The following is an 11888-nucleotide window of genomic DNA, read 5'->3' as shown; positions in this document are numbered from 1 at the left end:
CAGGGCGAGATTCGCAACGGGCGCCAGCTGCGCGGGAGAATCGCCCCCTGGGCGATCTCTCCCTGCGAAACGAGCCCGCAGGGCGAGATTCGCAAAGGCGTCCGGGCCGCCGCGCAGAATCATCGCCGTGCACGTGATCGTCCTCGGCATCGACCCCGGCGTCGCCAACACCGGCTACGGAGTGGTCGCGCACGACCGCGGGCGCCTCGTGGCGCTCGACGGCGGCGTCATCGAGACGAGCGCGGGCCTGGACCCCGGTGCGCGTCTCGCGCGCATCCACGCCCGCGTGAGCGAGTTGCTGGACGGCTACCGGCCCGACGCGGTCGCGGTCGAGGACCTGTACTTCGGCGCCAACGCCCGCTCCGCGTTCGCGGTCGGCCAGGCCCGCGGGGTCGTGATCCTCGCGGCCGGCCAGCGCGAGATCGCCTGCACGTCGTACACGCCCCAGCAGATCAAGTCCGCCGTCTGCGGCTCCGGCCGCGCTGACAAGGGCCAGGTGCAGCGCATGGTGCAGACGCTGCTCGCGCTGCCGGAGCTCCCGAGACCGGACCACGCCGCCGACGCCCTGGCGGTCGCGATCTGCCACGCGAACGGCGCCCCGATGGCGGCCGCGCTCGCCCGCCGCGCGACGGCGGTGGCGCGATGATCGCCCTCGTCACCGGCGAGGTGGCCGTCCGGCGCGGGGATCACGTGGTCATCGCGGCCGGCGGCGTGGGCTACCGGCTCGCGGTCTCGGCCGAGACGCTCCGCCACGTCCCGCGCGTCGGCCAGCAGGCGACGCTCCACAGCCACCTGATCGTCCGCGACGACGCGCTGCTGCTCTATGGCTTCCACAGCGAGGCGGAGCGGGACCTGTTCCTGCTGCTGATCGGCGTCCAGGGCGTCGGCCCGAAGATGGCGCTCGCCGTGCTCTCAGGCGGTCCGCCGCGCGAGCTGCTGGCGGCCGTCGCGGCCGGCGACGTCGCGCGCCTGCAGGCCGTCCCCGGCATCGGCAAGCGCACCGCCGAGCGGATCGTCGTCGAGCTGCGCGAGAAGGTCGGCGCGGCGCCCGGCGACGCCCCGATCACGATCGCGCGCGGCGACGACCCGCGTCATCTGGCGCGCGACGGCCTGATCGGCCTCGGCTTCAGTCCCGCCGAGGTCGACCAGCTGCTCGACGGCGCCCCCGGCGAGACGCCCGAGGAGCTGATCGCGCACGCGCTCAAGGAGTCGCGCCGGTGATCCGCACGCCCGGCGCCGAGCCCGATCCGGACCGCCTCCGGATCCAGACCTCGCGTCTGCGCGAGGACGACGACGGCGAGGTCCGCCTGCGCCCGCGCCGGCTGGACGAGTTCGTCGGCCAGGAGGCGCTGAAGGCCCAGCTCGCGATCTCGATCCGCGCCGCGGCCGATCGCGGGGAGGCGCTCGACCACGTCCTGCTCGCCGGCCCGCCGGGCCTCGGCAAGACGAGCCTCGCCCGGATCGTCGCCGAGGAGCTCGGCGTCCCGTTCGTCCCCACGGCGGGCCCGGCGCTCGAGCGCAAGGCCGAGATCGCCGCCTTCCTCACGGACCTCGAGCCGCGCTCGGTCTTCTTCGTCGACGAGATCCACCGGCTCCCCCGGGCGGTGGAGGAGACCTTCTATCCGGCGATGGAGGACGGCCAGCTCCCGATCACCCTGGGCGTCGGCGCCGGCGCGAAGGTCGTCACGCTCGACATCCCCGCGTTCACGCTGATCGGCGCGACCACCCGCGCCGGCCTGCTGACCACCCCGCTCAGAGACCGCTTCGGAATCCAGCACCGGCTGGATCACTACGTCCCGGACGAGCTGGCGGCGATCGTGGTGCGCAGCGCCGGCGTGCTCAACGTGCCGGTCCATCTCGAGGGCGCGCGGGCGATCGCCGTGCGCGCTCGCGGCACGCCGCGCGTCGCGAACCGACTCCTCAAGCGCGTGCGCGACTTCGCCGAGGTCCACGCCGACGGGGCGATCGACGCGCAGACCGCCGACGCCGCCCTGGACCTCCTCGGCGTCGACCACGAGGGCCTGGACCGCACGGACCGCGAGATCCTCAGCATCGTGTGCGAGCGCTTCGGCGGCGGCCCGGTCGGGCTCTCCACGCTCGCGGTCGCGGTGCAGGAGGAGCAGGACACGATCGAGGACGTCTACGAGCCGTACCTGCTCCAGCGCGGCTTCCTCCAGCGCACGCCGCGCGGCCGCTGCGCGACGCCGCACGCGTTCCGCCACCTCGGCCTCGAGCCGCCGAAGGACGCCGAGAGCCTGTTCTGACGTCCGGGCACTGACCCCACGAAGGGGTCCCTTCGACCAGGCGGGAGTCCCAGCCGTAACGCGAGGACTCCCAGCGACATGAGCCGCCAGGCGAATGTCGCCAGCTACCCTCCCGATACGAAATGGCGCATCTGTTCATCTGCCCGAACTGCGGCAATCGCACGACGGCGACCGACCGCACCGCAGGCTTCCGCAACCAGGCGAGAGGCTGCTCGAAGTGCGGATTCGGGTTTCTCTTCGAGCTTCTGGACGATTACTACCCCGCGCCCAACGCCGCCTTCTTCGTCTGCGACAGCGAGGGCCGGATCATCGGCTGCGGCCGCGGCTCGCGCGAGCTGACAGGCCTCTCGGACGAGAAGGTGATCGGCCGTCCCGTGCGCGACGTCCTCGGTCTCTCCTTCGACGGCGGAGAGGACCATGTGGGCATGGCGCTCGAGTGGGGAGTGCGCCGACTCGGAAAGCGCGTTACGGTTCACGCCGAGGGAGATCTGCCGGCGAAGGCCGTCGCCGACCTCTTCCCGGCCTACGATGACGATGGCGGCCTGTTGCTGGTGCTGACCCCGTCGAAGTAGCCGCGCGAACTAGCCGATTGCCCGGCGGTCCGTCAGGACCGCACCGCCAAAGTACCCTTCCCTTACAGGTCACGCATGTCCGAACGCCGCCGCTCCTCAATCGTCCTGCTGCTCGTACTCGCTCTCATCGGCGGGGCGGTTGCGGTGGTCGCGACCAAGCCGACCCGCCTGGGGCTGGACCTCCAGGGCGGCGTCCAGCTCGTCTACCACGCCGAGCCGACCGCGGCGCAGCCGAAGATCGACGCCGACGCCATGCAGCGGTCGATCGATCTGATGCAGCAGCGCGTCAACGCGTACGGCGTGTCCGAGGCCGAGATCAACCAGGCGGGCTCCAACCAGATCGAGGTCGGGCTGCCGGGCGTCAAGGACGCCGAGCGCGCGGCCCAGCAGGTCGGCTCCACGGCGCAGCTGTTCTTCTACGACTGGGAGGCCAACCTCCTGGACGACAAGTGCAAGACGACGCCGGACGTCAACGCGAACAACCGCCAGCCGACGGTGGGGCTCTACAAGGCGGTCACGGCGGCGTCGAAGTGCACCGACGTCGGCGTCGGCCCGAACGGGCCGACCGACGCCGGCGACCAGAAGTACGACGGCGGCGTCTCGCAGGCGGCCGCCAAGCCGCGCTTCTACGCGTTCAACAAGAAGACGCACCAGGCGTACGTCAACGGCCAGACCTTCAATGACCGCAAGTCGGCGCTGGACTCGCTGAGTGACGCCCAGAAGACCAACGCCGAGATCGTCGAGGTCCCGGCCGGTGTCCTGGTCCTGCGCAACTCGAAGGCGAACGCGAACGCCGCGCCGCCGGACACCTGGTGGGTCCTGCGCGACCGCCCGGGCCTGTCGGGCGCCGACATCAAGAACCCGGAGCAGAGCTTCGACCAGTCGGTCGGCAACGAGCCGATCGTCACCTTCAACTTCACGAGCAAGGGCCGCAAGGCGTTCCACGACATCACGCGGACCGTCGCCCAGCGCGGCCAGGACAACGCGTTCGGCGGCGACCCGATCTCCACCTCGCAGCACTTCGCGATCGCGCTCGACAACGAGCTCGTCTCCGCGCCCTACATCAACTGGCGCGAGAACTCCGACGGCATCGACGGCGCCAACGGCGCGCAGATCTCCGGCAGCTTCACGATCCAGAGCGCCCAGGATCTCGCCAAGACGCTGAAGATCGGCGCCCTGCCGCTGAAGCTGACGCTCGTCTCGCGCTCGCAGGTCTCCGCGACGCTGGGCAAGCAGGCGCTGGATCAGGGCCTGAAGGCGGGCATCGCCGGCTTCATCATCGTCGCCCTCTTCCTGATCATCTTCTACCGCGTGCTGGGCGTCATCGCGACGGTCGCCCTGGGCATCTACGCGCTGTACTTCTACGCGCTGGTCAAGCTGATCCCGATCACGATGACGCTCCCGGGGATCGCGGGCCTGATCCTCACGCTCGGCGTCGCGGCCGACGCGAACATCGTCGTGTTCGAACGCGTGAAAGAGGAGATACGCGCCGGTAGAGGCGTGTCGACCGCCATCGTCACGGGCTACCGCAAGGGCCTGACGGCGATCGCGGACGCGAACATCGTCACGTTCCTCGTCGCGTTCATCCTCTTCATCATCGCCACCGCCGGCGTCCAGGGCTTCGCCTTCACGCTCGGTCTGGGCGTCATCGTCTCGCTCTTCACCGCCGTCCTCGCGACGCAGGCGATCCTGTACTCGCTGCGCGGGACGCGGCTGATCACGCACAAGTCGGCGCTCGGCGCCGGCGAGCAGAAGTACAAGTTCCGCTGGGACTACATGGGCAAGGCGAAGTGGTTCTTCTCCGCCTCCGGGATCATCCTGCTGATCGGCGCCCTGGCGATCTCCGGCAAGGGGATCAACTTCGGCATCGACTTCGACGGCGGCACGCGGATCACGACGGCGCTGGAGAAGCCGGCGACGGTCGAGCAGATCCGCAACGTGCTCTCGCCGCTCGGCCTGTCGGACGCCAAGATCCAGACCCTGTCGAATCCGCAGCTGGGCAAGAACGTCGTCCAGATCTCGACCAAGCAGCTCGGCCCCAGCGGCGTCGACCGCGCGGAGGCCCGCCTGGACTCGGCGTTCGGCGTCCAGGGCCAGCCCGAGGAGGAGTCGATCGGCCCGAGCTTCGGCAAGACGGTGGCCAAATCCGCGCTGATCGCGATCATCGCCTCGCTGGCCATCATCTCGATCTACATCGCGCTGCGGTTCGAGTGGAAGTTCGCGGTGCCGGTGCTGATCGCGCTGATGCACGATGTCCTGATCGTGTCCGGCGTCTACGCCCTGGTCGGCCGGGAGGTGACGACGTCGACGGTCGCGGCGCTGCTCACGATCCTGGGTTACTCCCTCTACGACACGATCATCGTGTTCGACCGCGTGAGAGAGAACATCCCGCGCATGCCGAGCGCGGCGTTCTCGCAGATCGTCAACCGGTCGATGTCCGAGGTCATCACCCGGTCGCTGGCGACGAGCTTCTGCACGCTGCTGCCGATCCTCTCGCTGCTGCTGTTCGGCGGCGACACGCTGAAGGACTTCGCGTTCGCGCTGCTGATCGGCGTCGCGTCCGGCACGTACTCGTCGATCTTCATCGCGACCCCGGTGCTGACGCACTGGAAGGAGCGCGAGCCCGGCTTCCGCGCCCGCCACGAGCGCATCCTGGAGACGCTCGGCGAGGTGCCGGCCTATGCCACCACGGCGCAGGGCGGGCCGATCGACGTCGCGCCCAAGGACAGCAAGCGCGGTCGCCGCCGCGTCACGACGCCGGTGGGCGAGGAGGTCTCGGGGTCGGAGTTCACCGAGATGGTGCGCGACCTCGGGCTGGACGAGGAGAAGGGCAAGCCGGCTCGCGAGCCGGCTGCCACGGGCGCCTCGCGTCCGGTCGGCGGGCGCCGTGCGCGGGCGCGCCAGAGCGGCGGCGCGCCGCCGGCGGGTCCGTCGTCGCCGCAGCCGCCCGACGGCGGCTCGCAGGAGCCCAAGGAACGCAAGCCGCGCAATCGCCGCCACGGGAGGCCGCGCTGATGGGACTGCTCGTCTGGGTCATGGTCGGCCTCGCCATCTGGCACGGCACCGTGTGGCTGCCGGACAACTTCTACGGCGGGATCGTCGGCGCGTTCTGCGGCGCCCTGCTGGGCTCGGTGATCCTCGGGATCATCATCAACGTCGGCTCGATCCCGGGCCAGCACGACACCGACCTGCTCACCGGCGTGGAGGCGATCCCGGGCGCGCTGCTCGGCCTCGCCGCCATGTGGTCCCTGGGCGTTCGCCAGCTCAGGCAGCAGGGCCGGCTCGCCTAGCGGCGAGCCCAGACCGCCCAGAGCTGATCGCCTGCGCCCGTCAATGACGTGCGCAGGTCGCTCTCGGCCGGGCCGAAGCCGGGCGTGGCGGCGAAGCGCTTGCGCAGCCGCCGCACCTGCGCGGCGGTGTCGGGCGCGAGCTGGTTGGTGAACGTCACCACGAAGCGCCCGCCCGGGGCGAGCACGCGCGCGACCTCGGCGAACAGCTCGGGGTCGTCGGGCAGCCCGAAGTAGACGACGTCGTCGAAGCTGTCGTCGCCGTGCTCGAGCCACCCCCCGCCGTGGACCGTGAGGTCGTCCGGCGGCACATTGAAGTGCTCGAGACCGGCGCTGCCGAGGTCCAGCACGTGCCCGTCGATCTGGAGGTCGTCATAGAGGTCGCGGATCGCGTCGATCGCCGCCGCGTCTAGCCGCATGCGCCTCATCTTGCCTCATTCCGTCCTGAGCCACACCTAGCCTGCCGGGGACGTGGACGCCCGTCTGACCGTGTCGCCGTACGAGTTCGCCGCCGCGGCGCGGCTGGCGCGGGCGCTCGGCTGCTCGCACGTCCTCGCGCAAGTTCTCGTGCGCCGCGGGCTGGGGGAGGCCGGCGCGGCGCGGGAGTTCCTCGCGGCGCGGGTCGAGCACCCGCTAGAAGCGTTCCCGGGGCTGGCCACGGCGGCGGTGCGGATCCTCGGGCACGTGGCGCGCGGCGCCCGGATCACCGTCCACGGGGACTACGACGTGGACGGCATCTGCGCCACCGCGGTGCTCGTGCGGGCGCTGCGCACGGTCGGCGCGGACGTGGACTGGTACCTGCCGTCGCGGATCGACGACGGGTACGGGCTGGCGGCGGCGACGGTGGAGCGGCTGGCCGCGCGCGGCACGCAGCTGCTCGTCACGGTCGACTGCGCGATCACCGCCGTGGAGGAGGTCGCGGCCGCTCGCGCGGCCGGCATGGACGTGATCGTCACCGATCACCACAGCCCGCGGGCCGACGGTGCGCTGCCGGACGCCCCGATCGTGCATCCCGCGCTCAACGGCTATCCATGTCCGGAGCTGTGCGCCGCGGCGGTGGCGTACAAGCTCGCGCAGGCGCTGCTCGCCGCCGCGGGGGAGGACGCGGCGCGCGCGGACGAGGATCTGGATCTCGTCGCCCTGGCCACGGTGGCCGACGTCGTGCCGCTGCACGGGGAGAACCGGCGGCTCGTGCGCGCGGGGCTGCGCGCGCTGGCCAACACGCGCAAGGTCGGGTTGCGCGCGCTGATGGACGTCGCACGCGTGGACCCGAGCCTGGTGGACGAGAGCGCGATCGGGTTCCGGCTCGGGCCGCGTCTGAACGCGGCCGGCCGGCTGTATCGCGCCGATGCGGGGTTGGAGTTGCTGCTCACGGAGGACCGAGAGCGGGCGCGCGCCGTCGCGGCGGAGCTGGACGCGGTCAACTCGGAGCGTCGCGACGTGGAGACGCGGATCCGGTTCGAGGCCGAGGCGCTGGCGTCCGAGTCCAGCGGCGCGGCGGGATTCGTCCTGGCGTCCGAGGGCTGGCACCCGGGCGTGATCGGGATCGTCGCGGCGCGGATCGCGGAGCGCCATCACCGCCCGGCGGTGCTGATCGCGCTGGAGGGCGACGAGGGCACGGGCTCCGGCCGGTCGATCCCGGCGTTCGACCTGCTGGGCGGGCTGCATGCGACGTCCGCGCACCTCGAGCGCTACGGAGGGCACAAGGCCGCGGCGGGCGTGTCGATCCGGCGCGAGAACGTCGACGCGTTCCGCGAGGCGTTCACGGCCCACGCCGCGGCGGTGCTGCGGCCGGAGGATCTGATGCCGGAGGTGCGGATCGACGCGGTCGCCCAGGGCGACGCGCTGTCGCTGGCGCTCGCCGAGGAGCTCGAGCAGCTGGCGCCGTTCGGCATGGGCAATCCGCGCGTGTCGCTGCTCGTCCCGGCCGCGACGCTGAGCGAGCCGCGCGGGCTGGGCGAGGGCGCCCGGCACTGCGCGTTCACGCTCAGCGCGGGCGGCGCGCGGTCGCGCTGCGTCGCCTTCGGGGCCGGCGAGAAGCTCCCGGTCGAGCCCGGCGTGCCCGCGGACGCCGCGGTGCGCCTGGAGATCGACCGCTGGAACGGCACCGTCTCGCCACGGCTCGTGCTGCGCCACGCCCAGGCGGCCGCGCCGCGCCCGATCGAGATCCTCGGCGAGGCCGCGTTCATGGCGGGAGTCGGGAAGGAGCTCGACCGCGACCTCCTCTATTGGAGCCTCGCGGGCGGCCGCGGTGACCTCGCGGAATTCGCGGGCGGCGGAACGCGAGAGCCGGCGCTTCCCGCCGGCGCGCCGCCCGCGTTCGCGGGCGGGGAGCCTGCCGACCACGCAGCCGCGGCGCGCGAGGCCGCGCTGGCCGGCGTGTACGGCTTCGCCGCCGCGGCCCGCGCCGCCGCCGCGGAAGCGGCCGCCTCGGGGGACGACGCGGCCTCGCGCGCCGACGCGGTCGGCCGCGGCGACGCGGTCTTGCGCGACGGCACCGCCGCGCCGCGCGAAGCCGTCTCCGCGCCCGCCCAGGCGTCCATCGCCACCTTCACCGGCGGCCCCGACCCCGCCTCGATGTTCCCCGCCGGCGGCGACCGCGAGCTCCGGGATCTCCGCGGCACGGGGATCGCCGGGCTTCTCGGGGACCTCGTGGCGAGCGGCGAGCCCGTGCTGGCGGTGACCGCGCACGCGCCGCATCGGGCCCGGTCGCTGCAGGCGCGCGTCGGCGGCTTCGCCGTCACGTCGTGGACCGCGCTGGAGGACGATCCGCGGATCGCGGCGCCGTTCGTGCACGTCGTCGCACTCGACCCGCCGGGCCGGCCGCCACTCGCCCATCCGTCCGGAGAGGGCTGGACGCATCTGGCATGGGGCCGGCCTGAACTAGAATTCTCTGTGCACATACATGAGTGGGACTTCGCTCTGCGCGACCCGCTGACCGCCGTCTACCGCGCCCTGCGCGCGCTGGGGACGGCCCGCGGGGAAGCCTGTGAGACGGTGCTCCGGGGCGAGGGGCCGCAGCCGAGGTCCGCCGCGCTGGCGGGGCGCCTCTTGCGGGTCCTCCTGGAGCTCGGGCTCGTGGATTTCAGCGCCGAAGGCCCGGCCCTGACGGCGGTGGAGAACCCCGAACGCACTACGCTGGAGCGCTCGGCCGCTTACCGGGCGTACCACAGACGGCTCGAGGACGGACGGCGATACCTGACCAGCAGCGACATAGTGGAGGCGGCAGCCTGAGCGGCGGCGAAGACGCCCGCGCGCCGCAGGTCACGGCGGAGGACATCCGGGCCGAGGCCGCGCGCCGCGCCACGGCCGGGCAAGCGAAGCGCGCCGAAGGCACCGCAGCCTCGTCCGGCCGCGGCTCCAAGCGCTCCAGACGCACCGCAGCCTTGTCCGGCGACATCGCTCCCGAGCTCGTCATCGCCGGCGGCGGCCCCGAAGCCGGCGACGCACCCGTCGCGGTCGCCGCTCACCGGCAGGTCGACGAGGCCGGCCACGGCGACGACGGCACCCTCACCATCCCGGACGACCTCACGCCGCTCGAGCACGAGCTGCTCGCCGACCTGTTCGCGATCGTCTCCGAGCACGCCGACGAGGTCGCCGAGCCGATCGACCGCCGCGCCGTCCTGCACGCGTTCACGTTCGCCTGCGACCACCACGCCGACCAGCGCCGCGTCTCCGGCGAGGACTTCATCGTCCATCCCGTCGGCGTCGCGAAGATCTGCGCCGGCATGCGCCTCGACACGGCGACGCTGTGCGCGGCGCTGCTGCACGACACCGTCGAGGACACGACGGCTTCGCTCGACGAGGTCCGCGAGGGCTTCGGCGAGGAGGTCGCGGGGCTCGTCGACGGCGTCACCAAGCTCACCGGCATCACGTTCCAGTCGCGCGACGAGGCGCAGGCCGAGAACTACCGCAAGATGATGGTCGCGATGGCCACGGACATCCGGGTCATCCTGATCAAGCTCGCCGACCGCCTCCACAACATGCGCACGCTCGGCGCGATGCCGAAGCAGAAGCAGATCGAGAAGGCCAAGGAGACGCTCGAGATCTACGCGCCGCTCGCGCACCGGCTCGGCATCCACGCGATCAAGTGGGAGCTCGAGGACCTCGCGTTCGCGACGCTGCACCCGCGCAAGTACCAGGAGATCAAGGGCCTGGTCAACCAGCAGCGCGAGGAGCGCGAGCGCTATGTGGCCAAGGCGGGCGGATACCTCGCCAAGGAGCTCGAGGCGCTCGGCATCACGGCCGAGATCTCAGGCCGCGCGAAGCACTTCTACTCGATCTACTCGAAGATGACCAAGAAGGGCCGCGAGTTCAACGAGATCTACGACCTCACGGCCATGCGCGTCATCGTCGACTCCGTCAAGGACTGCTACGGAGCCGTCGGCGTCATCCACTCGCTCTGGAAGCCCCTGCCCGGGCGCTTCAAGGACATGGTGGCGATGCCGAAGTTCAACATGTACCAGGCGCTCCACACGACGGTGATCGGGCCCGAGGGGCGCCCGCTGGAGATCCAGATCCGGACCGGCGACATGCACGAGACGGCCGAGTACGGCGTCGCCGCGCACTGGCGCTACAAGGAGGGCAACCAGGCCCGGATGGACCCGACCGACGCCAAGCTGAAGTGGCTGAAGTCGCTCCTGGACTGGCAGAGCGACAGCGACGGCGACGACCCGGCGGAGTTCACCGACCAGCTTCGCGGCGAGCTGATCGAGGACGAGGTCTTCGTCTTCACGCCCAAGGGCGAGGTCAAGTCGCTCGCGGCCGGCGCCACCCCGCTGGACTTCGCGTACGAGATCCACACCGACGTCGGTCACCGCTGCGTCGGCGCCCGCGTCAACGGCAAGATCGTCCCGCTGCACTACGAGCTGCAGTCGGGCGACATCGTCGAGATCCTCACCTCCAAGCGCGAGCGGGGCCCGTCGCGCGACTGGCTCTCGCTCGTCAAGACGACGCGCGCCCGCAACAAGATCAAGGCGTGGTTCAAGGCCGAGAGCCGCGAGGACTCCGAGCACACGGGCCGCGAGCTGCTGCAGGAGCACCTGCACAAGGCCGGCCTGCCGGCCCAGAAGCTCACGGGCTCGCCGTTGCTGGCCGACGTCATCCGCGAGCTGGGCTTCAAGAAGGCCGACGACTTCTACATCGCGCTCGGCGGGGCGAAGATCTCGCCGAAGGTCGTCGTCAACAAGGTCATGCAGCGCCTCAAGCAGGGCGAGGCCGGCGTCGAGGAGCCGACGCCCGGCGAGGACCTGCTGCTCGATCGCCGCAAGGCGCCCGCGCTCAGGCGGCCCGACGGCACGGCGGCGAAGTTCGGCATCCAGGTCGAGGGTGTGGCGGACGTCCCGCTGCGGCTGGCCAAGTGCTGCCGCCCGGTGTCCGGCGACCCGATCGTCGGCTACGTCTCGCTCGGCCGCGGCATCACGATCCATCGCGACGACTGCCCGAACGTGGCGGCCCTGCGCAAGGATCCGGGCCGCTTCGTGCCGGTCTCCTGGGACGGCGACAACGAGACGGGCTTCAAGGTCGAGATCCAGGTCGACGCGTGGGACCGCCACCGTCTGCTCGAGGACCTCAGCCGGACCTTCGCCGAGGCCGGCATCAACATCGTCGAGGCGCGCTGCCTCGTCCAGCACCCGATGACGCGCAACCGCTTCGTGATCGAGGTGGGGGACACCCAGGCGCTGAAGGCCGCGATCTCCCGCCTGCGCGCGATCGACAGCGTGTTCGACGCCTACCGCGTGATCCCGGCCGGGGGTTAGCACTAC

9 protein-coding genes are annotated in these 11888 nt (G+C 71.8%); 8 read left to right on the top strand and 1 reads right to left on the bottom strand.

Going from position 1 to position 11888, the window contains the following annotated elements; genetic code table 11:
• Positions 1–127: 127 nt before the first annotated feature.
• The 6 genes from ruvC (at position 128) to H958_RS0110275 (ending at position 6126) form a co-directional block, all read left to right on the top strand.
• Positions 128–646, top strand: coding sequence for a crossover junction endodeoxyribonuclease RuvC (gene ruvC, locus H958_RS0110300; RefSeq protein ID WP_231379208.1), 519 nt, complete (start codon positions 128–130; stop codon positions 644–646).
• Positions 643–1221 (top strand): Holliday junction branch migration protein RuvA, encoded by a 579-nt coding sequence (ruvA, locus tag H958_RS0110295; protein WP_028058615.1) that lies wholly within the window; start codon positions 643–645, stop codon positions 1219–1221. Before ruvC ends, ruvA begins: the two co-directional genes overlap by 4 nt.
• Positions 1221–2264 (top strand): Holliday junction branch migration DNA helicase RuvB, encoded by a 1044-nt coding sequence (gene ruvB / locus H958_RS0110290; protein WP_156027884.1) that lies wholly within the window; start codon positions 1221–1223, stop codon positions 2262–2264. The genes ruvA and ruvB overlap by 1 nt, the downstream gene beginning before the upstream one ends.
• Before the next feature lie 122 nt (positions 2265–2386).
• The gene (locus H958_RS0110285; protein ID WP_028058613.1) at positions 2387–2836 is read left to right on the top strand and encodes a PAS domain-containing protein; all 450 of its coding nucleotides are present in this window, start codon (positions 2387–2389) and stop codon (positions 2834–2836) included.
• Positions 2837–2911: 75 nt separating this feature from the next.
• The gene (locus tag H958_RS0110280) at positions 2912–5851 is read left to right on the top strand and encodes a protein translocase subunit SecDF (RefSeq protein ID WP_028058612.1); all 2940 of its coding nucleotides are present in this window, start codon (positions 2912–2914) and stop codon (positions 5849–5851) included.
• Positions 5851–6126, top strand: coding sequence for a hypothetical protein (locus H958_RS0110275; protein WP_028058611.1), 276 nt, complete (start codon positions 5851–5853; stop codon positions 6124–6126). Before H958_RS0110280 ends, H958_RS0110275 begins: the two co-directional genes overlap by 1 nt.
• Here H958_RS0110275 and H958_RS0110270 read toward each other — a convergent pair.
• Positions 6123–6542: a class I SAM-dependent methyltransferase gene (locus H958_RS0110270; protein WP_028058610.1), complete on the bottom strand. Its 420-nt coding sequence runs from the start codon at positions 6540–6542 to the stop codon at positions 6123–6125. The two genes, H958_RS0110275 and H958_RS0110270, sit on opposite strands and share 4 nt — an antisense overlap.
• Positions 6543–6594: 52 nt before the next feature.
• On the opposite strand from H958_RS0110270, the gene recJ reads away from it, so the two are divergent.
• Positions 6595–9357 carry a single-stranded-DNA-specific exonuclease RecJ gene (gene recJ, locus H958_RS43105; protein ID WP_051324050.1) on the top strand — a complete coding sequence of 921 codons (2763 nt, stop codon included), beginning with the start codon at positions 6595–6597 and terminating at the stop codon, positions 9355–9357.
• A gap of 152 nt (positions 9358–9509) precedes the next feature.
• Positions 9510–11882, top strand: coding sequence for a RelA/SpoT family protein (locus tag H958_RS36260; RefSeq protein WP_231379207.1), 2373 nt, complete (start codon positions 9510–9512; stop codon positions 11880–11882).
• Positions 11883–11888 lie beyond the last annotated feature (6 nt).

It is taken from the genome of Candidatus Solirubrobacter pratensis, assembly GCF_000425945.1.
Taxonomy (GTDB): Bacteria; Actinomycetota; Thermoleophilia; order Solirubrobacterales; family Solirubrobacteraceae; genus Solirubrobacter; species Solirubrobacter pratensis.
The sequence above is the reverse complement of the archived record's forward strand: the minus strand, read 5'-3'. Positions and strand labels throughout refer to the sequence as shown.

Bases quoted from the DNA above. Each gene is read 5' to 3' on its own strand.
- ruvA (WP_028058615.1), top strand. From the start codon at position 643: ATGATCGCCCTCGTCACCGGCGAGGTGGCCGTCCGGCGCGGGGATCAC.
- H958_RS0110285 (WP_028058613.1), top strand. From the start codon at position 2,387: ATGGCGCATCTGTTCATCTGCCCGAACTGCGGCAATCGCACGACGGCG.
- H958_RS0110280 (WP_028058612.1), top strand. From the start codon at position 2,912: ATGTCCGAACGCCGCCGCTCCTCAATCGTCCTGCTGCTCGTACTCGCT.
- H958_RS0110275 (WP_028058611.1), top strand. From the start codon at position 5,851: ATGGGACTGCTCGTCTGGGTCATGGTCGGCCTCGCCATCTGGCACGGC.
- H958_RS0110270 (WP_028058610.1), bottom strand. From the start codon at position 6,542: ATGCGGCTAGACGCGGCGGCGATCGACGCGATCCGCGACCTCTATGAC.